General features: G+C 54.7%; 31 protein-coding genes and 1 riboswitch. Of the genes, 9 read left to right on the top strand and 22 right to left on the bottom strand.

Annotated features, from left to right (window positions below):
• Nucleotides 1-19: 19 nt before the first annotated feature.
• Complete coding sequence (gcvT, locus tag GS3922_RS04020) at nt 20-1,117, bottom strand: glycine cleavage system aminomethyltransferase GcvT (protein ID WP_063165290.1); 1,098 nt, start codon at nt 1,115-1,117, stop codon at nt 20-22.
• A 189-nt stretch (nt 1,118-1,306) separates the two neighbouring features.
• Nucleotides 1,307-1,395: riboswitch (glycine riboswitch) on the bottom strand.
• A 218-nt stretch (nt 1,396-1,613) separates the two neighbouring features.
• Here gcvT and GS3922_RS04015 point away from each other — a divergent pair.
• Nucleotides 1,614-3,278 carry a DEAD/DEAH box helicase gene (locus GS3922_RS04015; protein ID WP_063165289.1) on the top strand — a complete coding sequence of 555 codons (1,665 nt, stop codon included), beginning with the start codon at nt 1,614-1,616 and terminating at the stop codon, nt 3,276-3,278.
• The gene (locus GS3922_RS04010; protein ID WP_063165288.1) at nt 3,265-4,059 is read left to right on the top strand and encodes a YqhG family protein; all 795 of its coding nucleotides are present in this window, start codon (nt 3,265-3,267) and stop codon (nt 4,057-4,059) included. The genes GS3922_RS04015 and GS3922_RS04010 overlap by 14 nt, the downstream gene beginning before the upstream one ends.
• Nucleotides 4,060-4,134: 75 nt before the next feature.
• On the opposite strand, the gene GS3922_RS04005 is transcribed toward GS3922_RS04010, so the two are convergent.
• The 8 genes from GS3922_RS04005 to comGA form a co-directional block, all read right to left on the bottom strand.
• Nucleotides 4,135-4,314: a YqzE family protein gene (locus tag GS3922_RS04005; protein ID WP_063165287.1), complete on the bottom strand. Its 180-nt coding sequence runs from the start codon at nt 4,312-4,314 to the stop codon at nt 4,135-4,137.
• 45 nt (nt 4,315-4,359) lie between these two features.
• Complete coding sequence (gene comGG, locus GS3922_RS04000) at nt 4,360-4,749, bottom strand: competence type IV pilus minor pilin ComGG (RefSeq protein WP_063165286.1); 390 nt, start codon at nt 4,747-4,749, stop codon at nt 4,360-4,362.
• A gap of 134 nt (nt 4,750-4,883) precedes the next feature.
• On the bottom strand, nt 4,884-5,327 hold the full coding sequence (comGF, locus tag GS3922_RS03995) for a competence type IV pilus minor pilin ComGF (protein WP_008879847.1): 444 nt from the start codon (nt 5,325-5,327) through the stop codon (nt 4,884-4,886).
• Complete coding sequence (locus GS3922_RS03990) at nt 5,306-5,632, bottom strand: hypothetical protein (RefSeq protein WP_063165285.1); 327 nt, start codon at nt 5,630-5,632, stop codon at nt 5,306-5,308. The genes comGF and GS3922_RS03990 overlap by 22 nt, the downstream gene beginning before the upstream one ends.
• Nucleotides 5,616-6,059: a competence type IV pilus minor pilin ComGD gene (gene comGD, locus GS3922_RS03985; RefSeq protein ID WP_225995614.1), complete on the bottom strand. Its 444-nt coding sequence runs from the start codon at nt 6,057-6,059 to the stop codon at nt 5,616-5,618. The genes GS3922_RS03990 and comGD overlap by 17 nt, the downstream gene beginning before the upstream one ends.
• On the bottom strand, nt 6,043-6,339 hold the full coding sequence (gene comGC / locus GS3922_RS03980) for a competence type IV pilus major pilin ComGC (RefSeq protein WP_082816525.1): 297 nt from the start codon (nt 6,337-6,339) through the stop codon (nt 6,043-6,045). The genes comGD and comGC overlap by 17 nt, the downstream gene beginning before the upstream one ends.
• A 68-nt stretch (nt 6,340-6,407) precedes the next feature.
• Nucleotides 6,408-7,436, bottom strand: coding sequence for a competence type IV pilus assembly protein ComGB (gene comGB / locus GS3922_RS03975; protein ID WP_063165284.1), 1,029 nt, complete (start codon nt 7,434-7,436; stop codon nt 6,408-6,410).
• Nucleotides 7,433-8,503 (bottom strand): competence type IV pilus ATPase ComGA, encoded by a 1,071-nt coding sequence (gene comGA / locus GS3922_RS03970; RefSeq protein WP_063165283.1) that lies wholly within the window; start codon nt 8,501-8,503, stop codon nt 7,433-7,435. The genes comGB and comGA overlap by 4 nt, the downstream gene beginning before the upstream one ends.
• Before the next feature lie 200 nt (nt 8,504-8,703).
• On the opposite strand from comGA, the gene GS3922_RS03965 reads away from it, so the two are divergent.
• Complete coding sequence (locus GS3922_RS03965; protein ID WP_063165282.1) at nt 8,704-9,402, top strand: helix-turn-helix transcriptional regulator; 699 nt, start codon at nt 8,704-8,706, stop codon at nt 9,400-9,402.
• 161 nt (nt 9,403-9,563) lie between these two features.
• Nucleotides 9,564-9,806: a DUF2626 family protein gene (locus GS3922_RS03960; RefSeq protein ID WP_008879854.1), complete on the top strand. Its 243-nt coding sequence runs from the start codon at nt 9,564-9,566 to the stop codon at nt 9,804-9,806.
• Between the two features lie 30 nt (nt 9,807-9,836).
• On the opposite strand, the gene GS3922_RS03955 is transcribed toward GS3922_RS03960, so the two are convergent.
• Both GS3922_RS03955 and GS3922_RS03950 read right to left on the bottom strand, forming a co-directional pair.
• Nucleotides 9,837-10,964, bottom strand: coding sequence for a class I SAM-dependent methyltransferase (locus GS3922_RS03955; protein ID WP_063165281.1), 1,128 nt, complete (start codon nt 10,962-10,964; stop codon nt 9,837-9,839).
• A gap of 228 nt (nt 10,965-11,192) precedes the next feature.
• Nucleotides 11,193-11,825 carry an MBL fold metallo-hydrolase gene (locus GS3922_RS03950; protein ID WP_063165280.1) on the bottom strand — a complete coding sequence of 211 codons (633 nt, stop codon included), beginning with the start codon at nt 11,823-11,825 and terminating at the stop codon, nt 11,193-11,195.
• A gap of 179 nt (nt 11,826-12,004) precedes the next feature.
• Here GS3922_RS03950 and GS3922_RS17035 point away from each other — a divergent pair, with 179 nt between their 5' ends.
• Entirely contained in the window at nt 12,005-12,181 is a 177-nt protein-coding gene (locus GS3922_RS17035; RefSeq protein ID WP_082816524.1) for a DUF2759 domain-containing protein, read from the top strand.
• A gap of 35 nt (nt 12,182-12,216) precedes the next feature.
• Here the strand turns inward: GS3922_RS17035 and GS3922_RS03945 are convergent, their stop codons facing one another.
• Nucleotides 12,217-13,380, bottom strand: coding sequence for a M14 family metallopeptidase (locus GS3922_RS03945; RefSeq protein ID WP_063165279.1), 1,164 nt, complete (start codon nt 13,378-13,380; stop codon nt 12,217-12,219).
• Nucleotides 13,381-13,582: 202 nt separating this feature from the next.
• Here GS3922_RS03945 and GS3922_RS03940 point away from each other — a divergent pair, with 202 nt between their 5' ends.
• Nucleotides 13,583-15,133, top strand: coding sequence for an IS1182 family transposase (locus GS3922_RS03940; protein WP_171698435.1), 1,551 nt, complete (start codon nt 13,583-13,585; stop codon nt 15,131-15,133).
• Between the two features lie 117 nt (nt 15,134-15,250).
• Here the strand turns inward: GS3922_RS03940 and GS3922_RS03935 are convergent, their stop codons facing one another.
• From GS3922_RS03935 to GS3922_RS03925, 3 genes are all read right to left on the bottom strand, one after another.
• Nucleotides 15,251-16,204, bottom strand: coding sequence for an ROK family glucokinase (locus tag GS3922_RS03935; RefSeq protein ID WP_063165278.1), 954 nt, complete (start codon nt 16,202-16,204; stop codon nt 15,251-15,253).
• Between the two features lie 7 nt (nt 16,205-16,211).
• Nucleotides 16,212-16,424: a YqgQ family protein gene (locus GS3922_RS03930; protein ID WP_063165277.1), complete on the bottom strand. Its 213-nt coding sequence runs from the start codon at nt 16,422-16,424 to the stop codon at nt 16,212-16,214.
• 97 nt (nt 16,425-16,521) lie between these two features.
• A complete protein-coding gene (locus GS3922_RS03925) occupies nt 16,522-17,985 on the bottom strand; it encodes a spore germination protein (RefSeq protein WP_063165276.1) in 1,464 nt (487 codons plus the stop codon).
• A 125-nt stretch (nt 17,986-18,110) separates the two neighbouring features.
• Here GS3922_RS03925 and GS3922_RS03920 point away from each other — a divergent pair, with 125 nt between their 5' ends.
• A complete protein-coding gene (locus GS3922_RS03920) occupies nt 18,111-18,980 on the top strand; it encodes a hypothetical protein (protein WP_063165275.1) in 870 nt (289 codons plus the stop codon).
• On the opposite strand, the gene GS3922_RS03915 is transcribed toward GS3922_RS03920, so the two are convergent.
• The 6 genes from GS3922_RS03915 to rpmG all read right to left on the bottom strand — a co-directional run bounded on the left by GS3922_RS03915 (nt 18,977) and on the right by rpmG (nt 22,687).
• Nucleotides 18,977-20,137 (bottom strand): rhomboid family intramembrane serine protease, encoded by a 1,161-nt coding sequence (locus tag GS3922_RS03915; protein ID WP_063167303.1) that lies wholly within the window; start codon nt 20,135-20,137, stop codon nt 18,977-18,979. The two genes, GS3922_RS03920 and GS3922_RS03915, sit on opposite strands and share 4 nt — an antisense overlap.
• An 8-nt stretch (nt 20,138-20,145) precedes the next feature.
• Complete coding sequence (locus GS3922_RS03910) at nt 20,146-20,883, bottom strand: HAD family hydrolase (protein WP_063165274.1); 738 nt, start codon at nt 20,881-20,883, stop codon at nt 20,146-20,148.
• 7 nt (nt 20,884-20,890) lie between these two features.
• Nucleotides 20,891-21,070, bottom strand: a complete 180-nt coding sequence (locus GS3922_RS03905; RefSeq protein WP_063165273.1) for a hypothetical protein — start codon at nt 21,068-21,070, stop codon at nt 20,891-20,893.
• A 75-nt stretch (nt 21,071-21,145) separates the two neighbouring features.
• Nucleotides 21,146-21,922, bottom strand: a complete 777-nt coding sequence (locus GS3922_RS03900; protein ID WP_063165272.1) for a DUF92 domain-containing protein — start codon at nt 21,920-21,922, stop codon at nt 21,146-21,148.
• Entirely contained in the window at nt 21,912-22,481 is a 570-nt protein-coding gene (locus GS3922_RS03895; protein ID WP_063165271.1) for a 5-formyltetrahydrofolate cyclo-ligase, read from the bottom strand. Before GS3922_RS03895 ends, GS3922_RS03900 begins: the two co-directional genes overlap by 11 nt.
• A 56-nt stretch (nt 22,482-22,537) precedes the next feature.
• Entirely contained in the window at nt 22,538-22,687 is a 150-nt protein-coding gene (gene rpmG / locus GS3922_RS03890) for a 50S ribosomal protein L33 (protein ID WP_008879868.1), read from the bottom strand.
• Between the two features lie 151 nt (nt 22,688-22,838).
• Here rpmG and GS3922_RS03885 point away from each other — a divergent pair, with 151 nt between their 5' ends.
• Both GS3922_RS03885 and GS3922_RS03880 read left to right on the top strand, forming a co-directional pair.
• Nucleotides 22,839-23,189 carry a sigma factor-like helix-turn-helix DNA-binding protein gene (locus tag GS3922_RS03885; RefSeq protein ID WP_063165270.1) on the top strand — a complete coding sequence of 117 codons (351 nt, stop codon included), beginning with the start codon at nt 22,839-22,841 and terminating at the stop codon, nt 23,187-23,189.
• On the top strand, nt 23,186-23,623 hold the full coding sequence (locus GS3922_RS03880) for an aminodeoxychorismate lyase (protein ID WP_063165269.1): 438 nt from the start codon (nt 23,186-23,188) through the stop codon (nt 23,621-23,623). Before GS3922_RS03885 ends, GS3922_RS03880 begins: the two co-directional genes overlap by 4 nt.
• A 50-nt stretch (nt 23,624-23,673) precedes the next feature.
• Here the strand turns inward: GS3922_RS03880 and phoU are convergent, their stop codons facing one another.
• Nucleotides 23,674-24,327 (bottom strand): phosphate signaling complex protein PhoU, encoded by a 654-nt coding sequence (phoU, locus tag GS3922_RS03875; protein ID WP_063165268.1) that lies wholly within the window; start codon nt 24,325-24,327, stop codon nt 23,674-23,676.
• Nucleotides 24,328-24,333: the final 6 nt, after the last annotated feature.

Below are 24,333 nucleotides of genomic sequence, written 5' to 3'. Positions count from 1 at the left end.
AGTTTTCCTTCCCCCTTACTTATGACTTGGCCCGCTTGTAAAACGGGGTCGGTACAATAGTGGCTTTCAATCGTTTGCCGCGGATATCCACTTCTACTTCTTGGCCGATCGCGGCCACTTCCGCTTTGACAAGAGCTAACCCGATGTTTTTTTTCAACGTCGGCGACTGCGTGCCGGTCGTGACGAATCCGGCTTCTTCACCGGCGGCAAACACGCGGTAGCCGTGGCGCGGAATGCCTTTATCGATCATCTCGATCCCGACAAGCCGACGCGGCGGGCCGGCTTCTTTTTGCCGTTTCAGCACGGCTTGGCCGATAAACGGCGTTTCTTTTTCCGTTTTAACGGCAAAGCCGAGCCCGGCTTCAAGCGGCGAGATCGTTGCCGACAGCTCTTGGCCGTAAAGCGGCAAACATGCTTCAAACCGAAGCGTGTCGCGCGCCCCTAACCCGCACGGGAGAACGCCGTTCTCAGCCCCGGCTGTCAAGATGGCCTCCCATAGGGTGATGGCGTCTTCCGCCTGGCAGTACAGTTCAAACCCGTCCTCACCGGTATAGCCGGTGCGCGAGACGAGCGCCTTTACGCCGGCCGCTTCCACATCGTCTTGGAACGAAAACGGACGCAGCGCCGACAAATCAACATTGGTCAATTTTTGTAGCACGCGTTCGGCCGCCGGTCCTTGCAAAGCAAGTTGAGCCGTTTCAGCCGACACATCCTCGAGCCTGACGCCGTCATCTGCGTGCTCGCTTAGCCACGCAAAATCTTTTTCTGTATTTGCGGCGTTGACGACAAGCAAATAGTCGTCTTCCCCTTTTTGGTAAATCAACAAGTCATCAACCGTGCCGCCGTTTTCATCGCACATGAGTGTATATTGCGCCCGTCCCGGCCGCAGCTTGGCAACATCGTTCGTCATCAGCTTTTGCAAAAACGCAAGACTGCCGCGGCCGCGGACGGTGATTTCCCCCATATGGGAGACATCAAACAGTCCGGCACGCGTCCTTACAGCTTCGTGCTCTTCTTTGATGCTCGAAAATTGCACCGGCATTTCCCAGCCGCCAAATTCAACCATCTTGGCGCCGTGACGGGCGTATACCGGAAAGAGCGGCGTGCGCTTCAGCATCCGATTCCCTCCTTTTGATCTGTGACGCAAAAAAGGACAGACTCCACCCTTTATATAAAAGGTGGGGCTCTGTCCTGGCACCTGAAAGTTTCCCGTCGGCCTTAGGCCGGCGCAGCCGTGAGCGGTTCGCGCGGGCCGATCGGTTTCCTCTTGGGTGGTCCGCCTATGGGCAGACGCTCTCCAGAGCTGCGTCAAGCAAGAGTCTTTTTGCCTGAGAGATTCGCGTTTCCGCTTGCTCCTTCGGCGCTACATTCCGTAGTCTCTCCCCTTGCCGTCATCCGCCGGTCAATAAATTTTTCCAAAGCGGGCATACTAAAAAACGCCCTTATCCACCATTCATGCGAATGTTCTAAATTTATACTACCATTAACTACGCAAAAAGGGCAATAGGAAATGAACGAACTTTTATAGAAATTAACTACAAAAATGTTCTTTTTCTGCTTAACGTATCATCTGCGATCAATATAAATATTCGCAACAAGGGAAGGGGATGGCCATGGACATCGAGATGAAAATGGATGAAACGTGGAAGGAGGAATTTCTTGAGCGCGTCGAAAAAGACGGCCCGTGGGCAAGCTGGGAAATGTACGAACTGGCGTTAGAGGCCGCCCGGCATGTAAGCGTGCCGGAATTTCACGGCTTGCAGGCGCCGAAACATTTGCCGCATGTAACCATTCTGCCGCATCAGCTTGAAGTGGCGCGCCGCGTCGTCGAGGAGATGAACGGCAAGGCGATTTTGGCCGATGAAGTCGGGCTTGGCAAAACGATTGAAGCAGGGCTCGTCCTTAAAGAATATATGATTCGCGGCCTCGTCAAAAAAGCGCTTATTCTCGTTCCCGCCTCCCTTGTTTCGCAATGGGTGAAAGAGCTGAACGAAAAGTTTTTCATCCCGGCCGTTCAGCAAAAAAAGAGCTATGTCTGGGAGCAATGCGACATTGTCGTCTCATCGATCGATACGGCGAAAAAACCGCCGCACCGCGACATCATTTACGAGCAGCCGTATGATATGATCATCATCGATGAGGCGCACAAGCTGAAAAACAACAAAACGAAAAACTACGAGTTTGTGCAACATTTAAAAAAGAAGTTTTGTTTGCTGCTGACGGCGACGCCGATCCAAAACCGGATCGAAGAAATTTTCAATCTCATCTCGCTTCTGAAGCCCGGCCATTTAGGCAACGCCGAACAGTTTGCGAAAACGTACGGCAAAACGCGGGCCGTACAAACAAACGACCATTTAAAAGCGCTCGTCAACAAGGTGATGATTCGCAACCGCCGCGCTGACACGCCGATCGAATGGTCAAAACGCCACGTCGAGCCGGTGCTGATCGAGTTTACCGCTGAGGAACGCGAACTGTACGAGGCGGTAAAGGCGCTCCGCCATGAATCGTTCGCCGGTTCGTTTTCCCTCATTACGCTGCTTCGTGAGGCATGCAGCAGCCGCGAAGCGTTGTTTTTGACCGTCAAAAATATGATTGACAAATGTGAAGGGGCGGTTCCGGAAGCGCTTGAACATGTGCTTGAAAAAATCAACGCCGTCACGACGAACTCAAAGGCGGAAAAAGCGCTCGAACTCATCCGCTCGATCAATGACAAAGTGATTATTTTCACCGAATACCGGGCGACGCAGCTGTATTTGCAATGGTTTTTAAAGCAGCACGGCATTTCGTCCGTCCCGTTTCGCGGCGGCTTCCGGCGCGGCAAGAAAGACTGGATGCAAGAGCTGTTTAAACATCATGCGCAAGTGTTTATCGCCACCGAAGCGGGCGGCGAAGGGATCAACTTGCAGTTTTGCCGCCACGTCATCAACTACGACTTGCCGTGGAACCCGATGCGCCTCGAACAGCGGATCGGCCGCGTCCACCGGCTCGGCCAGACCGATGACGTCCACATTTACAACTTCGCCGTCAAGCAGACGGTTGAAGAACATATTTTAACGCTTCTGTACGAAAAAATCCGCTTATTTGAACGGGTCGTCGGCGAATTGGACGACATCTTGGCGAAAATGAACCTCGCCAACCTTGAACATTACTTTGAAGACGCCCTCGTCCATTCGCGGAGCGAAGGGGAAATGAAAATTAAAATGGAAAACATCATGGCGATGATCGAGCTGGCCGAACAGCTCGGAAAAGAAGGAGGCGAACGGCATGCAGCAACATGAAATCCGCCGTTTTGTCGAGCGTTACTTTGCAGCGAACGGCTGCACCTTTTTGGAAGCAAACGACGACTATATGACGATCCAGCTGACGGCAGAAATGGATAAAGAGCTGATGAATCGGCCGTTTTATTGGCATTACATCGAACGGACGGGCGGCGTTCCGCAGCCAATGCAGCTGACGCTGATCACCCGCCCGAGCGAGCAGACGGACAAGCTAAAAGGCGAGCGGCTTCATTTCGGAGCGCCGCGGCTGCACCAGCTGTTCCGCTCGGCGCAAAAACGAGGGAGCTTTATCCGTCTGTATGAGGAGCCAGACGCCCCCTTGAGCGGAAACGCCGCCCTTCACCCATGGCTTGGCATGAACGTGGTGATTTCGTATGAATGCGACCGAAAAAAAGATGAGATCGTTTCACTTGGTATTCATCTCATCAGCGGAACAATGATCGAATCGTTTCATGAACGGCTGCGCGAGCGGCGGCTGACGCCGAAAATCCCGGACTACTGCTTCACGATCTCCCCGCTCATTAAGCCGCGAAGCGGCATCAGCCGCCTTGAACAATATATTCGCGACCGCATCGCCGCCGACGACCACACATGGGCTGCCGAAGCGCACCAGCGCTGGGCCGATGATTTGGCGCTGCTTGATGAATTTTATAAAGACGCCGAAGAAAAGCCGGAGTGCTATTATCGCGAGAAAGAAGCGCTTGAAAAGCAATACAAGCCGCGCATCACCGTTTCCGTCGTTAACGGCGGCCTGTTCTATTTAATGCCGCGCTCCTCATAGCGGCTCCATAAGCGGGCAAACCGGCTCCATTTAAGCCAAAAACGCCCGCCGGCCGACAAGGCCAGCGGGCGTTCGTCACGGGCGACGCCGCAACAACAGGCGGAGCGAAAGCGGCATCAGCCCGAACAGGCGGTAAGAGAGCGGGGGCTGCTCTTGTTTCCGCTCACTTCGCCGCCGCGTCCGCTCCTCTTTCGGCATATCCGTGTAAGCGACAAACTGCTGGGTGACAAATTTGACATAATCATTGACCGCCATTAGAGTCCCCCCTTTTTCTTTTAGTTTTTCCGTCCCTTTCCTTTTTTAATCGTTTTGTTCGCTCCACTCGGTGATATGGAGTGACGGAATCATCACTGTAAACGCAGCGCTCCTTCTAAGCCCGGACGAAGAGCGAACAGATAGGGAGACCCGGACACTCGTTTCCCCTACTTTTTCCCAACGGTAGGCGGCCGTTCCGCGCGGGTACGTCCATCCCCCTTCGTGCACCACTGTCGACGGGTCCGACGACGCGATTTGTTCTTTCACGTCAAACACGGCCATCTGCACGAGCTCATCGGCTTCGGCCGCCTGCCGAGCGGCATGCGCCGCCTGTTGTTCCACTTCATACAAAAGCACGATGTGCGTGACGGAAAAAGCGAGCAGCAAAGCAACAACCGCTACAAGCGGAAAAACGACGCCGTCCTGACGTCCCATCTCTCCCCTTCTACTCCTTTCTTTGTTCCTCCGTCCTTTCCTCTCAAAAGTCAATGCAGCTCGTCGCCCAAGCGAGCGAAAGGAGGTATAACGGCTGCTAAGAGCCGCTAGCCATTCAGTAAAAAATCCTCCCACTAAAACGCCCGCGCCACAAACGCTTCATAAACTATTCCATCGGTAGCTGTCACTTGCACAAACAGACCACGGATGCCCGTACTGTATGAAACAGCACGCACATGACGAAGTGCTGTTTCGTTGCCAGTGCCGTCCACTTGGCGGATGATGTTGGATTTTACTAACGAAAAGCTCACCTTGTCGCCATTCCATTTTTGCAAATAAAGCGTCGCCCCGTCCGTCGACCATCGTTCCGTTTCATGCAATTCGATTTGCAGTTGCTGCAAAAACAAGCGCCACTCAAGGTGCGTAAACCCATCAACTGACACATCAGCACCAAGCGGGCGGACGGATAGCAGCGCCGGGATGACCGCAGCAACGGTCAACGCGGCCGCCAGCGCCAACAGCGCTTCCAAAAGCGTAAATCCCGACTCTCTCCCTGCTACCGCTTGCCGTACCCGCACCGTTCCACCTCGCGGCCGACGTAGTCGTTCCAGCGCACGCATACTTTCCACATCCGCCCCCCTTCATCGCGCGCCTGCACATGAAACACCGTTCGCCCATCCGCCACCGCCGTATCGCCGACAAGCGGCTCTTCATATAAAGCGATGGTTAACAGCCGGCGCGCTTTTTCCTCGAGCGCAAGGTTGTTCCGTTCCATGGCGATTTGCATATATAAGGGCAGGAGGACAGCAGCCGCCGTCCATAGCAATACCAAGGCGAACAGCGCCTCGACGAGCAAAAATCCGCCGCTACATTTTTTGCACATAAAACCGCCCTTTCCCAAGCAAAAACGTCACTTTATAACTGCCTTTGCTGCTTTTCACCCAAACGGTCCCGCCTTGCTTGATATTGCCGTTATCAGTAAAGATGAGCGGGTTGCGCAGCGTGCCGAGCTGAAACCGCCATGGCGCCGGGAGCGTGCGGGCGACGATCCGTTGGCCGCTATGTGTGTCAACTGCCTGATACTCGCCGCGCCCTTCGGTGAAAAACACGGACACTTTCCTCCGCTTGGCAATGGCATGCTGCTGGGCGCCATACAAATCGGCGCGCAGCAGCGCCAACATATACGTCTCCTCACGCTCGTGCACGACCCCGCCGAGCGCCGGGACAGCCAACGTTGTCAACAGAAGCGCGATTGACAAAACGACAAGCATTTCAAGCAGCGTAAACCCGCCGTTACGAGCCAACTTCACTCACATCGCCGTTCTCATTGATTTCGATCGCGTGACCGTTCGGACATTTGTCCGATTTAATATAGCGGCCATCAAGCAATTCCTGCACGGTTGGAATTTTGTTATGCTCCATCTCATATGCCTTCACTTGCGCCTGCACTGTGTTCAAAAATGCCTCGCATCCTTTGGTGTTAATCATGCCGTTATGCTTCGTGATGTTCGGAATCGCCACTAACAGCAGCACGGAAATGACCATTAGCACAATGAGCATTTCAATGAGGGTAAACCCTTTTTCGTTCACGAGAACTCCTCCTTTATAGTGTATAGTCAGTATTAGGCTTCAGCTTAGCCGCCTATCCCTTAGGCAGCCTACAGCCCGTTCAACATCGAAAACATCGGCAGCAAAATAGCTAAATACATGCCGACGATGAGCGCTCCGACTGCCGACAACAAGAGTGGCTGCACAAGCTTCAGCGCCGTTTCGAGCCGCTTTTCGATCACTTGCAGCAAAAACTCGCCGTAATGTTCGAGCTCTTTGCCCAGTTCGCCGTTCGACTGGCCATGGCGGATGACAAGCGGCAACTCCGGCTCGTAATAGCGGACGGCGCTGACGAGATGATCAAGCGCCATCCCTTTGACCAACCCCTCGCGAATTCGCTTGCCTTCCATTTGCAGAAACGGCCAAGAGAAAGGCTCACTGAAAACACCGAGCGCTTCATAGACGGACAAACCCGCTTGCAGCAGGCGGCCGAGCTGGCGGGCCATGATATATGTGACGAGCAGCCTCACAAACGAAGCGCACCATGGAATGGATAAGGCGAGCTGAAGCTGGCGGTCAACCGGCCAGCGGCGGAAGAAAACGGCGTAAAACAACCAGGAGAAGATGGCGAGGGCGGCGATGGCCGCCAACGCCATCGGAGCATCAGCGATGAACGCAATAAGTAAGGAAGTCTGTTCATTCCCGGGCGAAAGCGCCGCGGCGGTCCGCTCAAATTGCGGCAGCAGCCACCGTTCCATCAACAGAAGCATGACGATGAGCAAAACAAAGAGAAAAAGCGGGTAGCGGCCGAAGCGGCGCAGCTGTTCACCGAAGTGCGCTTTTTGCGCGAGCGCCGCTCCCGCCTCCGCCATGCCGCGCGGCAAATCGCCATGCCGTTCGGCAAAAAAGAGGAGGCTGACAGCAAGACGGTCAACCGGCAGCGCCTCGATGGCGGCAAACACCGGCAAACCGGCCCGCAGCTGGCGCAGGCAGCGCTCAAGCTCCAGCCGGCGCTTCATTGGGGCTTGGATGGCTAAAAATTCGAGCGCTTGTCCGAGCGGATAGCCGCGCTCGAGCAGCCGGCCAAGCCGGACAAAAAACAACGCCTGTTCAGCAAGCGGCCACATTTTCCCCTTCATCGTCCTTCCCCTCCGACAAGTCTCAGCGCGCGAACCGGCAAATAACCGAGCGCGATTCCTTTGCGGATGAGGCGGGCTAATGTCATATGGCGGCGGAGCCGTCGCCCGTCTCCGTCCGACAGTGAACGGATGGCATCAAGAAGCGCCGGGCCGTAAAGCAGTTCATGGACGGCAGCGCGCCGTCTGCGTCGAAGCTGGCGACACGCCGGATGGCAGTCGTCGCCGCATAGCGGACAGCACAGTTCAACGAGACGCTGCGCCGAAACGGCGAGCAACGTCTCCGCTAAATCGCCGGGCGGCACCCCGAACTCATGCAGCCGGTACACCGCGCCGACCGCATCGGCAGCATGCATGGTCGACACGACTAAATGTCCTGTTAACGCCGATCGCACGGCGATCGCCGCCGTATCATGGTCGCGGATCTCGCCGACCATTAACACGTCCGGGTCATGGCGCAAAGCAGCTTTCAAGCTCGCCGCATACGTGATGCCCGCTTTTTCATTGATCTGCACTTGCAAAAACCGGTCATTCCGTTTTTCGATCGGATCTTCCAGCGTGATGATGTTGCGTTGTCTTTCCGCTTGGCAAACGTCAAGAAGCGTATACAATGTCGTCGTCTTTCCCGACCCGGTCGGTCCGGTCAACAGTACGAGCCCTTGCGGCTGCTGCATAAAGGAAAACAACCGTGCGGTGGATTGAGGAAATAAGGATAGTTCGCGAAGCGGCAGCGAAAAGCGCTGCGGCAGAAGGCGGATGACGAGGCTTTCATCGTAAAGCGTCGGCAGCGTCGATAAGCGCAAATACACCGTTTCCCCGGACTCATTCACTTCCATCGCGCCGCTTTGCGGTCGGCGGCGTTCGCCGATATCCATGCCGGCTAGAAACTTGAAATGGACGATGACGCGTTCAGCGGTTTCTTTCGGGAGCGCGCCGACATCGGTGAGCGTGCCGTCAAGACGGAGGCGAATGGCCGCATCATGGCGGCGCGGGACGAGGTGAAGATCAGAGGCGCGGCGCTGCACCGCTTCAGCGAGGAGACGGTTCGCTACTTGTTCGATATCATCCAGCGCAAAATTCCTCCTTTCGACAAGTTGCTTTATATTTCGACGGACATTGCTCGTTTTCCTGCCGCCGCCGAAAAAATTTTTTTCGTGAACATTTTTTGAACTTTAAACGACTTGCTGCCAATAGTGACAAAAATCATTCTTCGCCCCAACCCATTTCATTATAATAACGTTATCAATGATTTATTTAGGAGGGAAACGTAATGGAACAAACGTTAAAAATTACAAACGTGCTGTCTGACCCAACAAGGTTTCATATTTACGAATACATGGCTAAAATACACCGCGAAGTTTCCGTTCAAGAGATCGCTGAAAAGTTTCACATCCATCCGAACGTCGCCCGTCTTCACTTGACAAAGCTGGAAGATGTCCGCATGGTCGTATCGGATACGCAAAAGACCGGAAAAGGCGGACGGCCGAGCCGGTTGTACCGGTTGTCGGACGAAGTCGTCGGTCTGTACTTTCCGTTCCGCGATTACAAACTTTTGGCTCAAATCGCCATTCAAACGATGGCCAAACTCGGTCCGGCCGGGCTTGAAGCGCTGCGTGAAACAGGGAAACAGTTCGGCTATGAACTCGTTGCCAGCCGCTTGCCGCATAACGGTTCAACGGGCGCGCTTACCTTGGAGGAAAAAATCCGCATCATGGAGGAAGCGGCAGAGGCGGCCGGGTTTCTTCCCCAATTTCACTATGAAGAAGACGAAGGAATGCTTTACCTTGACATTTTCAACTGTCCGTTCAAGGAGATCGCCGTACAGCAGCCTGACACCGTTTGCGGCATGCACCATGCTTTTTTAGAAGGAATGGTGGAAGCGCTGTTTGCCGATGCGAACATGGCTGAAACAGAAAATATGATGGATGGCAGCCGCCGTTGCGCCTACCGCATCGCCATCCGCCCGTAGCAGCGGCCCTTCTCCCTCCTTTTTTCATGCGTGAGCGGCGTTTTGGCGGCAGGCGCTCAATCTTTTTCTCACAGCCTGTCCGAAAGCGTTATTTACATTCCCAACTATTGTACATTATAATAAGTAAGGATAAATGGATTGCATAGAAGGAGGGATACATAATGGACCGCATGTTCCGCGTGCTCGCTTTTTGGACCGGCATTTTCGCTGTCATGTTTTACCTCGGCCATATGCATACGACATCGCTTATCTTCTTTGGCCAAACGGTGTTTTTCCTGTTCCTCGGCTTTTTAAAACTGACCGAGAGAATGTACATTTATATTTTCGGGGCGTATTTAACGATTTTCTTTGCCGCGTTCACGTATTGGACGACGTTTATGATGGTGCCCGGCATGGGCGAATAAAAACAGGCAGATTCCTCTGCCTGTTTTTCTTTACGGCAAAAACTCCGGCGCCGCCCACATGTCGGCAGCAGAAAGCTTTGCTCCTTTTTGGTGAATGGACACATCAAAAAAGCGACTGATGCCGTCATCAGCAATGAGCGCGCGGATCATCCGGTTTTGCCGGCTCGCCGCCGAAAACAACTCCGCACTCTCGGAAACGGCCCATTCGTGTAAAAGGCCAGCCGCTAACAAAAACCGATCTTGGCGGACGAATGCCACTTCCTCCCACCCGGCCTGCCGGGCGTATAAACGAAATGCATCCCATTGCACATGAGACGTCAAGTCCATCTCCCCCGGATGGAGGAGCGGGTCAGCAATGAGCTGATGGCGGAAATAGCCGCGCAAACTTCCGTGCCGACGCGCTGGTGCAGCCAGCTGTTCATCCGTGCAGCCGTAATCGATGGTCACCATCACCGCCTGGCGGAACAGCGGCCCGATCTCAAGCCAAAACCGTTTCATCGCCAGCGGCACTTCGAGACGCTGGCCTTCAGTGAGAGCCAACCTACGCTCGTCCAAATAACGAATGATGTCCGAATTTCGAAGCGGCGCTTTTTCTTCGACGAGCCGGCCGCCGCGAGCGGCGACGAAACATTCGTATAAAACGCCATGTTCTTTTGTGATGACGTGAACCGGAAAGGCGTCAAAAAACTCGTTGCTAAACACGATGCCGGAAAACGGCCCGCACTCATCGAGCCAACGGGGGATGCCGTCATATTGCCTCACTTTTTCCGCGACCGGACGCAGCGTTTCTTGCTGTCGTCGGCGGTGAAACGGGCTTTGGTCGATGATCATGTACGACAACTTTTGATACGTATGCGGGCTTTTTTTCTTCCATTCTTCCAATACGGCCAGCGCTAGACGCCCGTCCCCGCCTCCCCATTCGCAAACGGCCGGCGGCAGCCCTCCCCGTTCCACGAGCCGAATCCAAAACGAGGCGAGCGCTTTTCCGAACGCCGCTGCCAAAGAGCTGTTCGTGAAAAAATCGCCTTCCTTTCCTATTTTCTCCCGCTCACGCATGTAATAGCCGAAGCGTTCATCATAAAGAGCCATTTGCATGTAGTCGGCATATGACACCCGTCCGCCCGGCGCCGCGGCAACCTCCTTGTACAGTCGGTCCATCTTTCATTCCTTCTCCGTTTTTTGTTTTTTACTATTGACATAGTGAAAATAATCGTATATCGTTATAGTAGTAGCTTAACTATATCCCCTCCCATGATTGTGGATAGAACATCCCCCAAAGACCCTTCTTGGCGCGGCTAAGAAGGGTGTTTTCTGTTTGACAGGCAGACGGGCGTCTGCCTGTTTTTTCACGATTTGAACAACGGTCGGCTCCAGGCGCCGCTTTTCTTATGAAAACCCGTGCAAAAACGGGTTTGTATCCATTTCTGTGCCGATCGTCGTCTCCGGCCCGTGGCCAGAAAGGACAACCGTCTCCTCGGGCAGCGTGAGCAGCTCATCATGGATGCTATTTAGCAGCTGCTGGTGATTGCCGCCTGGCAAATCGGTGCGCCCGATGCTGCCGGCAAACAGCGCATCACCGGAAAACACCATTTGCGCCGCTTCGCAATAATACGAGACGCTGCCCGGCGAGTGGCCTGGCGTTTCCCGGACGTCAAACATAAACGGGCCGATCGTCAGCGTCGTTCGTCCTGTGATGCATGTCGGTTCGCAGCGGACAACGACGGGGCCGCCAAAATAAAGCGAGCCGTTTAACGCCGGATCTTGCAGCCACTGTTTTTCGTTTTCATGCAAATACACCGGAATGTTCCAGCGGGCGAGCACATCCGGAATGCCGCCGATATGGTCAAAATGGGCGTGCGTCAATAAAATCGCCAGCGGAGTCAGCTGTTTTTCTTCGATTCGACGAACGAGCGCTGCCCCTTCCGCTCCGGGGTCAACGATGACGCATGCGCCGTCTGCGGCCGACAAAAGGTAAGCGTTCGCCTGAATCGGGCCGACGGGAATGCGTGTCCACTCCATAGCCGTTTCCTCCTTTATTTAGCATGGCCAATGCATGTTTAGTTTTATTTTACTGTTTTTTCCCGCACGATGAAAGGGAAAAATAAAACGGGAATGGACCTCGACAAACGGAAGAAAAAAGATTACAATGAAAAAGAATGGACTCGTTTGTACATACTGTTTCATAAGGGGGGAAAACGATGGGTACAGTCATTATTTTTGCGCTCGTGACGTTGCTTGCCCTTTATGGAATGCTTCGGACGTTGCGCGAGAAAAATGTGCTCGGGTTTTTGTTCGGACTTGGAACTGCAGCCGTATTCGGCTGGTTTACGATCATGACGATTTTGCATCATGGGATTCCGACCGGTACATATTAAAAACGCAGGAGGCAAACCGAGCCTCTTGCGTTTTTTTACGCCATTTTGAGCGTGGCCAGAAACAGGCCAAGGGCTTCTTGGTAAATTTGCGCAAATTGCGAGAGCGGCAGCGGATTGACGCCCTCGCCGAGCTCGACCGTATAGCCGCGCCGCTTCCACGTCTGAATGAACCAATCTCGATAGCCGGCATGGCTGTCAATGTAGCGGACAGCCTTGTATCCGCTTGCTTCCGCCATCGCCCTGACGGCTGCTTCCGCCTCTAGGGGCTCCAATCCTTCATATCCCCAGTAGATTTCTTTTCCTTGCGTATGAAATGCGACAACCATCGCAAAATCGCTTGCTTCCGCCAACGCTGCCATCGCCTTCGCCTCCGGCTCAGTAAGCGGAGCAAAGCCGGGGAAATCGCGCGGCGCCGGCGCTTTTGGCGGCTTGCGTGCCTGTTCAATTTCCCAGCGGGCCGGAAATTGATTGTTTAAATCAACGCCGCGGATGTTTGCTTTCCATTGCGAAAAATCGAGCGAACCGCCGTTGATGCGGACGGCTTCGCTCCGGTGCGGCTCCTCTTCGGGCGGGCCGTTCAGCACAAGGTTGACGCCATCCGGATTGACCATCGGCACGATCGAAAGGGTGACTTTATGGTAATACTCAAGCACCCGATGGCCGGCAAGCGCGGCATCATCGACAAGCGCCCGCAAATAATCATCAATGAGCGCCATGACCACCGCGGTTGTGATCCACTCGTTGGCATGGAACGATCCATTCATATGGACGCGCACGGGTCCGCGGCCGATTTGCAGCTCAACAAGCGGCAATCCGAGCACGCTATGGCCGATCGTCCGTCGGCGCACAAACGGATAGCGACAGACGAGCGCTTCGATATCTTCTTCAAGAGCAGCAAAATCATATGGCTCAGCGCGGCGAACAACTGGGGAAGTGATCCGCTTCGGCAGCGGCGCCGTTCCGTTGATGACCGCCATCGCCCCCGGCAGCCGCCGCAGCGCCTCGACCGGCAGCGACAGACAGTGAGCGAGCGCTTCCCATGTATCCATCATCTCGTATCCCGGAATAGCGACCGTCTGTCCCGGACGCAGCCCCCCTTTTTCGACGTGCGGATTGGCGTCTGCGATTAACTCGGGCGGTACGCAAAACCACCGCCCATACTTTTCCAGCGTATCGCCTGGCCATGCTTGAATGCGCATGCGCCGTCTCTCCTTCCCATCCTTCTATCTTCAACATATGTCAGCAGACGCCAAAAAATGAAAACAACGGGGCTGACCCAAAACGCGAATGCGTTTTGGGATCAGCCCCCACTTTTTTGCCTCAAATATAGAAGAATCGCCCTTTTTTCTGGTAGAATAGAGTCACCAAAACCACTACCACCGAAAGAAGGGCGATTCTTTTATGAAACATGATCATATTTCCTTTAAAGAGTATACCATGGACAACCTCTCTTTGCCAAGCAACATCGCCGATCTCATTCCACGGGATAACATGGCCCACGTGGTTCATGAGATGGTTGAACGCATCCCGATGGAGACGTTTCTTGCTTACTACAAAGGAGGGGGCGCCTCCGCCTATCATCCGAAAATGATGACCAAAATTCTCCTTTACGCTTACACCCAAAAAATGTATCATGGCCGTGAGATTGCACGGCAGCTCGAAGTCCACCTTCCCCTCATGTGGCTAAGTGGATTTCAAAAGCCGGACTTCCGCTCCATCAATCGGTTTCGTTCGGAGCGGATGAAAGACCTGATTGACGACCTGTTCCGGGAAATGATCACGCTGCTCGTGGCCGACGGCTATGTCAAGATGGAAGATTATTTTGTGGATGGAACGAAAATTGAAGCGAATGCCAACCGGTACACCTTCGTTTGGCGCAAATCGGCTGAGAAGTACCAGGAGAAACTCCAAGCCAATGTCGATCGGCTGATTGCCCAGATCGAGGCGATCGTGGAAGAAGAAAAGGCGGAAGACATCGACCCTTCGCCGGCCTTTACGTCAGAAGAAATCCGAAAGAAAACCGAGGAGTGGGAAAAACGGTTGGAGGCCGAGCCGGACAACCAACCGTTGAAGAAGGCCATCAAGAAGATGAAGGAGGACTACTTGCCCCGCAGTGAAAAGTATGAACACCAACTCCATGTATGCGGGGATCGCAACAGCTATTCCAAGACCGATGTGGATGCCACCTTCATGCGGTTGAAGGAGGATCACATGCGAAACGGCCAGCTCAAGCCGGCCTATAACGTACAGGTGGGTTCTTCCGGCCAATTTATTTTGGGGTATTCCCTTCATCAGAGGCCGGGCGACACTCGTTGTCTTCTCCCGCATTTGGAGACCGTTCGAGAGAAGTACGGCGTGGAACCCGAACGTTTGATCGCTGACGCGGCTTATGGCTCGGAAGAGAACTACGTGAAGCTGGAAGAGAAGCACATATCGGCCTTGATCAAGTACCATACGTATGAGAAGGAGAACACGCGCAAGGTCAAGAAAAATCCGCATCATCAGCAGAATTGGACCTATGTGGAAGAAGAAGACGTTTGGATTTGCGCCAATGGGAAAAAGCTGGTTCGCACCGGAACTTCGAAACAGACCACGGAATCAGGATACACCTCGGTCACCCGACACTACCAATGCCATGAATGCGAAGGATGTCCGTTCCGTTCGGCCTGCACGACTTCCAAGTATGGACGAACCACGCAATGGAACCCCGTCTATCATGAACAAAAACAGAAAGCCCGCGAACGGTTGGAGAGTGAAGAAGGGCAAGCCCGATACCGCCAACGCCAAACCGACATTGAGAGTGTATTTGGGCAAATCAAACAAAATCGCGGGTTTCGTCGCTTTGTCCTGCGAGGCCTCCAAAAAGTTTCCATCGAATGGGGGCTGGTTTGTGCTGCCCACAATCTTCTCAAAAAAGCCGCTAGGGACAAGCAATTGTCCTTGGTGGCGTAAATGAGGGGGAGAACAGAGTCGGAATTTTGTTCCGTTTGGTAAAATATACAAAAACCAGAGAGGGCTGACTCCAAAAGTCCGCTTTTTGGCGGACTTTTGGGTCAGCCCCGTTGTTGTTTAGGCGCCGGCCAGCGCTTTGGCCAGCCAGGCGCCGCCGATGACGCCCGCATCGTTGCCGAGCGTCGCCAAGGCGATCTCCGCCCCAGCGGCGACGCGCGGAAAAGCGAAACGGCGGAAATGGACAGCGACATGCTTAACGAGTATGTCGCCTGCTTTCGAGACGCCGCCGCCGATGACGATTTTCTCCGGATTGGTCACATTGGCGGCGTTCGCCAACGCCAAACCGAGGCAGCGCGTCACCTCATCAACGACTTCCAACGCGAGCGCATCGCCCGCTTTGGCGGCGTCAAACACAGCCTTGGCGGTGACTTCTCCACCGCGCAGCGCGCTTGGCCGCTCATCAGCCATCAGTTTTTCGTTGGCGATCCGCACGATGCCGGTCGCCGACGCGATCGTTTCCAGGCAGCCGGTTTTGCCGCAATTGCACGGCGCGCCGCCATCGGCGATCATCGCCATATGACCGATCTCCCCGCCGGCGCCGTTCGTCCCGCGCACGATGGCGCCGTTGGCGATCACACCGCCGCCGACGCCGGTGCCGAGCGTCACAAACAGCAAATGGCGCGCACCGCCCCCGGCTCCTTTCCACATCTCACCGAGCGCGGCGATATTGGCGTCGTTATCCACGGCCACCGGCAGCGCGGTCGCTGCTTCCAATTGCTGTTTCAAAGGATAATTCGTCCACCCTAAATTGACGGCTTCATACAGCATGCCAGTTTCCTCTTCGACCGGTCCAGGGGCGCCGATGCCGATCGCGAGCAACCGCTCTTTCGTCTCGCCGAGCGCGGCGAGCGTCTCATCGAGCGACCGGGCGATATCAGCGACGATATGCTCTCCGTGATTCGAAATGTTTGTTGGAATTTCCCATTTGTGCACGATATCACCGCTCGTTGTAACAAACGCCATTTTGATCGTTGTACCGCCAAGATCAATGCCTGCCAACCATTGTTGCATTTCGTCCTCATCCTTTTGCCATTCGTTTTTCCCGCTCGATTTGCGCTTCATGCCGCAAAATGAACAACGCGGCTTGCAGCTGTTTGACATCGATCAGCTGAGACTCGTACAGCTCTTTCACTTCCTCTTCCATCAGCTCCAAATCAGCGAGCCGGTCGCCGACATAAATGATCGTGCCAAACCGTTTGAGCAGCTGTTGCACATCATATACTGTCTTCATCGTCCTCTAAGCTCCTTTTCCCTCTTCTAATGTAGCGGCAAACCGCGGTGGCCGTCAAGGCAAAAAAACGCAGGCGCCGATGGAGGCAGCGCCTGCGTTAGCGATCGGGATCGCGCGGATGGAGAATGGCCGGCCGCCGGTTTTTCAGCGGCATCGGCGAACGGATGAGCACATCGCGCATCCCTCGGTAGGAAAACGGGATGAATGGCCATAAGTACGGAATGCCAAACGACGACATCCGGGCCAAACCAATGATCCAAACGGCAATGCCGATCACATAGCCGAACAGGCCGAACAAGCCCGACAAAATGAGCAAGGCGACGCGGACGAGCCGATTCGCCAAACTCATTTCATAGCTCGGCGTGGCAAACGTGCCGATCGCCGCGACAGAAAAATACAAAATGACCTCATTGGAAAAGAGACCGACTTCCACAGCGATGCCGCCGATCATGAGCGCAGCGACGAGGCCAAGCGCAGTGGCCAGCGAAGATGGGGTATGAATGGCGGCCATCCGCAGCATATCCATCCCAACCTCAATCATAAGAAGCTGGGCAAAAAGCGGAATATCGCCTAATTTCGCCTTTCCTAAAAATTGGAGTGGTCCCGGCAACAGCTCCGGCTCCGTCATGAACAAGTACCAAAGCGGCAGCAAAAACACCGACGCCCAGACAGCTAAAAAACGGACAAGCCGCAAATACGCTCCGACGATCGGCTTGTTCCGGTATTCTTCGGCATGCTGCAAGTGATGCCAAAACGTCGCCGGAGTAATAATGACGCTTGGCGATCCGTCAACAATGACAAGCACATGTCCCTCATACAAATGAGCAGCCGCCGTGTCAGGACGTTCGGTATAGCGGACGACCGGATACGGGTTCCAATGCCGACCGGAAATAAACTCCTCGACCGTTTTTTCCGCCATCACGAGTCCGTCCGTATCAATGGCGGCAATCGACTGACGGACGCGGCGGACGAGCTCCGGATCAGCAATTTCCTCGATGTAGCAAATACAAATGTCCGTTTTTGAACGCCGCGCTACCTGCACATACTCCATGCGCAGCGACGGGTCGCGAACGCGGCGGCGGATGAGCGCGGTATTAAAGACGAACGTCTCGACAAAGCCATCGCGCGCCCCGCGCACGACCCGTTCGGTATCCGGTTCTTGCGGCCCGCGCACTGGATACGTGCGGGCGTCGATCAAAATGATCTGTTCCACCCCGTCAACGACAAGCGCCGTCGGCCCGGCAAGCACAGCGGCGACCGCTTCTTCGAGATCGTCCGTTTGCCCAATCTCCACGTAAGGAAGGTGCGTCTTTAACAGCTTCTCGAGCGGGTGAGCTTGGAGCTCATGCGCTTCAAGACGGGATAAATATTTCATTAAATGATGCAAAATATCGTCTTTGACAAATCCATCGATCATAAACAGTGCCATGGCCCGGCCGCCATACTCAAGGTCAAGGCGAATGACATCAAAGCTTTTGCCGACCCCAAGCCGCCTAGCTAAGTAACTGGCATTGTCATGAAGGCGGCGGGAGGCCGGCTGTTTTGGCACGCGTTTGTCCATCATCATCCCCCTGCAGGTCGTTCACTTTATACTCCCCATCATAGACAACCAAAAGGAAATTCATACATAAATGTTCCTTGCCATGCATATATTGGTGACAACCTTGTCCAATCCAGGAGGATGTCATGAAAAGATGGATGATCGTTGCCGCGCTGCTTGCCATCACCATAGCCGTCGCGGCTCCGCTCTTCTCGTGGTGGGAGCGCCATCGCACCGTGGAAACGATCAAATTTTTTCCGCTCGACCGCGAAGCGGCATTCACTGAAGCGAAAACGACGCTTATGCTCGTCGACAAAAAAGAGCGCAAACGCTATGCGCTGCGCTGGTCAGCCGCCTCCACTTTAAACCGTCGCGCTTACTTGCGGCAGGACGTCTCGCTGTTGTTTGCCGACGGCCGGTTAATCGATGTGTTATCCAAATGGGAAACGAATGTCGATCAGATTCGGATGGAGAGGACAGTGATGATGCATGACAGCCGGTTTTTCCAGGCGATTACGTTCCATCATGGCGAACTCCATAAAGGGGAAGTCATTACGAGCAGCCAGACGATGTCAAGCGCGTACTTGTATGTCATCCATTCGCCATACTATCCACTCACGTCGTTCCGCCGTCCGCAAACGGACGCCGAGCGTGAATGGCAGCGCGTCTTAAACAAAGCGGCCAACGAGTTTTTGCGTCATAAAGCGGACGAGTTGCTCGCATATTTTTCCTTGTCTAAGAACGACTATTATGCCCTTTATTTGCCGGAATTGGTCGCCTATACAGAACAGCCGCTGCCCGGCCTATCGACGGCCAAAACGCAAACGATGATCGGCCGCCTATGGGAAGGGCTTTATAAATCGTATGTTCTCGGCATAAAAAAAGAGGATGGTTCCATCCTCTCGCCGATCGGCAGCACGATGCCGCTCATTTTGATTCAAAAAGATTACCGTCGAATCCTCATCTTGCTTGAGGCGAAAAACGGCGAAAAAATGATGCTCATCCAAGTTCCTTAGCGAAAGCCAGCCCATAAACCGGCGGCGGCCAACAGCGCCGCAGCGGCCAACGCCTTCATCTGCCGCCGCCAAGCGGCGCGCTTCGGCAAATGGACAGCGCCCGCCGCCAAAAAGCCGCCAATGAGTCCGCCGATATGGCCGGCGTTGTCGATGCCGGGGACAAGCAGGCCAAACAGCAAGTTGACAACAATTAAGCTGATCACGTTCATGCCCATCGTGCGAAAAAACAAGTGCCGGTATACCGTCCCGAAATAAAGGAGCGCCCCAAACAATCCGAAAATGGCGCCAGACGCCCCGGCAGAGATTGACGGGGTAAACAAAAAACTCGCCAACGTCCCAAAAAAGCCCGCTGTTGTGTAAATGAGCAAAAATCGAAGCGAACCGTACAGCCGCTCGACCGTCCACCCTAAATAATACAAAGCGAACGTGTTAGTCAGCAAATGCAAAAATCCGATATGCAAAAACATCGGTGTCAAAAAGCGCCACCATTCCCCCATTTCAATGAGCGGGTTAAACTTGGCGCCATAACGGATTAAGACGCTCGGGTCCGTGCTGCCGCCGCTCCATTCGAGAATGAGAAACATGGCTACTTGCACGATGATCAACAGCCGGGTGAACACCGGCTTGCCATACTCAAAAATGCGCCGCTCTTCCTCCCGCTGGCGGCGCCATTCTGTCAGCACCTCATGTTTCAGACGTTCAGCGACGGCAAACGGATCGGCTTCCCCCACGAGCGGCGCCGGGCGGAGCGGGGAGCCGGTCATTTCCTCAAGCCGCGGCAGCATCTCGCCCGTGTTGCCGCTATGAATCAAGAGCGTATGAAACGCGCCACCCGCCGCCCCGGAAAGCGGAAGCGGCTCGGCGATAAGAAATTCCCAATCGTCGACCGGCGGGTACGCCATCACATATACATTGACGACGCGACCCCCTTTGCCGATTTTCCGCCCGTTCATTTGCCGGATGAATTGCCATGTATACTCGATATCGAGCCGCAGCGACCGGCTCCAGTCAAAATCGGCACGTACGAGGCGGACAAGCGTCGGGCTCCGCCAATGGCCCGATTCGAGCCATATTTCATCGCCGCGCTCGGACATCCGCGCGATGCGGTAGCCGTCACGAATCAAAAGATGAACAAGCTGCCAAAACAATACATCCATCGTTCCGATCACGTTCCCCTCTCCCTTTCTCCGACGAGGCCAAGCCCATTGAGCAGCAGGACGGCCAGCTCGCCGACCGTCCGGCAAACCGGGACAGACGAGCCGACGGGGGCCGGTTGCCGCGGCCGAAAATACACGGCCTCCCAGCCGGCGCCAAGCGCGCCCTCTACATCCAGCTTCCACGAGTCGCCGACATATACCAGCTGCTCGGATGGCCGCTTATTTCTAGCATAATGAAAAATCGCCGCCGCCGGTTTTTTATACCCAACTTCTTCGGAAATGACCACGGCATCGCTGCGGAAAAAGCGATGCAGGCCGCAGGCGGCCAGTTTGCCACGCTGAATGGCGCCGCTGCCGTTCGTAATTACGCCGAGCGGCACATTGGCTGCACGCAACTGGCCAAGCAAATCGGTCATGCCCGGCAAGGCAACCGCAAATCGGCTCACTGCCTCGTCAAAATAGGCGTGAAACCGGTCGGCCATCTCTTCGTCCGCTTCGATTTGACAGGCGCGCGCCGCATCGAGAAAGCGAACCCGGCGATAAGCGCGCCGCGTCAGCGTTCCGGCTTCGTAGTCGTCCCAATGCCGGTCGCATGCCTCTTTAAAAATCGGAAACCAAACGGAAAACGAAACAGGAGCGGCCGAAAAAAAATGGTGAAAACAATGGCGGATGGCGGCGCAAAACGTCCGCTCATAGTCAATGAGCGTCTCGTCCAAATCAAACCAAACGGCCTCCCACCGTTCCATCGTTGCCTCACGGACGCAACATTTGCGAAACAAGCGTGCCGCGTACCGCAGGAATGTTGAGCGCAAACCGGATCAGCTGTCTTCGCAGCGGCGGAACGCGCAACGCCCAATCGGCCACCCGATAACGGTAACGGTAAGCAAGCCAACCGACGGCAACGGCCAACAGCGAGTACGACCATTTGTTCATTGTTGTTCCCCCTTCATCATATGAGCTGTTCGTTATTCTTTTTCCCTTTTTCTCTCTAATTATGAAACGCACTCATCAGCGTACGAGCACAAACGTGGCGGCGAGCACCGCGCCGGCGACCGACAGGGCATTGACCGCATCGTTGTCAAGCCAGCGCCATCCTTTCACATGAATCGTCTTCCGCCCGCAATGCCGTTTCCGTTCCGTGGCTGCCCCACATACCGGACAGCGATAAACGGACTGCCAAGCGGCGCCAAGCCACGTGTCCAGCCAACTGCCGAGCCAGCCAAACAGCGCAATGGTGAAAAAGGGTGCAGCGTGGAGGAAATGCGCGCCGGCAGCGGCGATGAACAGCGCCCCAGCGAGGGAAGCAGCCGTGCCAAGGGGCGTCACCGCTCCTGACGTGCCGGCTTCCACCGGACGAAAACTCGGCCATGCCCGCGGCGGGCGCCGGCTCAAAGCGCCGATTTCCGACGCCCACGTGTCGGCGTTCGCCGCTGCGACAGCGACAACGAACAGCTCATTCCAAACCGGGTCAGGACGCAACAGCGCCAACAGCGCCAAAACAGCCGGCACCCCGCCGTTGGCGAACACTTGGACAGCATCGCGCCGCCCGCCTTTGGCCAATTTCCCAGCCATCTTCGCCTTTTTCCGCTTCCCGGCGTGGCTAAAGAAGCTGGAGCTGGCAAAAAAGAGACCAAGCAACCATAATCCGCCCCAAGAAAAGCCGCACCCGACCAGCGTGCCAACGCCAACGGCCGCCGCCGCCCCCGAGACGGTCAGCAACCGCAACAGCCACCCGCCGCCGGCCGCAAGGGCGGAAGCAGCGGCATACCACCATTCATCGCCCACAATGCATAACCCCTTGGTCAGTAATTATAAACTCCACCGGGACATCATGACCCTCGACCGGAATGTCTTCAACAACTTGAAACGAATAGGCGAGCGCCGCGGTCACCGCCGCCACCCCCGGCAAATACCGGTCGTAATACCCACCCCCATAACCGATCCGGTAGCCGGCTTTCGTGAAACATACACCCGGAACGAGGATGAGGTCAAGCTCATCACGGTCGATCGCCGTGGTTTGTTCCTCGATCGGCTCGAGCAATCCAGCATACGCCTTCTCGAGCTGAGCAAACGACGCAATGCGCCGGAACGTCATCGTTTTCGTCAGCGGGTCGCATTTTGGCACACCGACCGTTTTTCCTTCCCGCCAAGCTTGTTCAATGATCGGCACCGTATCCACTTCTGTCTCTCTGGCCACCGTAATGGCGATCACTTGCGCCTCTTGCCATGGCGGCCACCGGTATAAATAAGCGGCAATTTGCCGGTCGTATGCCTGCTTCTCAGCCGCCGAGAGCTGCCGGAGACGATCAAGCATCCGGCGGCGCAGTTCCCGTTTGCAATCCATCGTTCTCCCCCTTTTCTGTATAAAGATAAAAGCAGCAGGAATGATCTTCCTACTGCTTACTTCGTTTCGCGGTGCAACGTCACTTTGCGATCCCGCGGGCAATATTTTTTCAGTTCCAGACGCTCTGGATTGTTGCGTTTATTTTTGGACGAAATGTAATTGCGTTCGCCGCATTCTGTGCATGCCAATGTAATGTTCACGCGCATCTTTTTTCCCTCCAAACGTGCTTTATATAATCAGACCTTTCTATGATAGCATTTTTTCGTGGTGATTTCCACCTCTAAATTTCATCTTTTTCAACAACACCGGCCACAAACAAGGAGTGATATGATATAGTGAAAAGAGGAGGGAGATACGATGGTAGAATACGCAATGATCGCCTTGGCGGCCTTATCAATTCTTTTGCTGATCGTCTCATTTTTTGCCAAAGACGAATTAAAACCGCTCGAAGAACAAATTGACCAGTTGACTGTTTCACTCGCTCAAGAAACGTACCAAATGAAAAAGCGGCTGCAAGTCATCGAGGAAGAGCTGCTCATCCCCGAGCGCCGGCGCCCGGCCTCCCCTCGCCGCGGCGGAGCATTGTCGCCGACGGATCGGCGCGTCTTGTTTTTACATAAGCAAGGGTTTCCGCTCGATGAAATCGCGCAAGAGACCGGCTTGACTGTTCCCGAGGTCGAGCGGGCCATAAGGAGATTGCAGCGATGAGGAAGCGGACGATGCGTTCTTTCGCCTTTGGCCTGCTTGTTTCGACATCGCTCATCGGCGCCGCATATTACACGTCCCCTCCAGCTGCACCGACCGAGGCGGACGTCGAGGCGTTTCTCAAACAACACGGGCTCATCGCTGTCGCGAAGGACGAATACGACAAGCTCGTAAGCAATCAACCGAAAGCGCCGGCCGATCAGCCGCCTAAACAATCCGTGCAGACCGTTTATGTGTACCGCCTTGTGATTGAAAAAGGGGACACGCCGGAAGCGTTCGCCAAAGAGCTTGAGGCCGCCCGCATCATCGACAGCGCCCGCTCGTTCAATGACTATTTGCAAAAGCATGGGCTGACGCGCTCGATCCGTCCTGGCGCTTACAACGTGCGCAGCGATATGGATTATGCGGCGATCAGCCGCCTCATTGCCAGCCCATAATCAGCCAAAAAGGAGGCGGCCCGCTAGGACGCCTCCTTCGTTTTATACTGTCAGTCATTGAAGTCGTAATGCTTCCCTTTGACAAGGTAAACGAGATGCTCGGCAATATTGGTCGCATGATCCGCCGTCCGCTCAATATATCGGGCGACGAGGGCAAGCACATTCATTTGCGCCAACGTCTCTTTGTCCGTTTTCTCGACCTCAAGCAACGATTTCATCATTTCCCCGTACTGCTCATCGACTCGATGGTCCATGTCAGCAATTTGTGCAGCCAACGACGCATCTTCCCGATCGTAGGCGGCAATCGCCGTTGAGACCATATCCGTGGCCAGACGATGCATCAACACGAGCGGTCGGATATCTAAAACAAACGGCTCGCCGCCGATGCGGATGCACGCCTTGGCGACATTAACGGCAAAATCGGCGATCCGCTCGATATCGCCCGCGATTTTGATCGCGGCGATGATGCGGCGCAAGTCGGTCGCGACCGGCTGCTGTTTCGCAATGAGCCACAACGCAAAGTCGTTCACTTCTTCTTCGAGCTTGTCAATCGAGCCGTCTCCGTCAATGACGGCCATCGCCAAATGTTTGTTTTGCGTTTGAAATGCTTCAATCGCCTGTTGGAGCGCAACTTCTGTTAATCGCCCCATTTCGATCAGCTTGTTATGCAACGAGCGCAAATCATCGGCAAACGTTTCACGCATCCCCCT

Origin of the sequence: Geobacillus subterraneus, from assembly GCF_001618685.1 — a bacterium.
Classification (GTDB): domain Bacteria; phylum Bacillota; class Bacilli; order Bacillales; family Anoxybacillaceae; genus Geobacillus; species Geobacillus subterraneus.
Note: the sequence above shows the minus strand (reverse complement) of the source record. Positions and strands in the feature narration are given on the sequence as shown.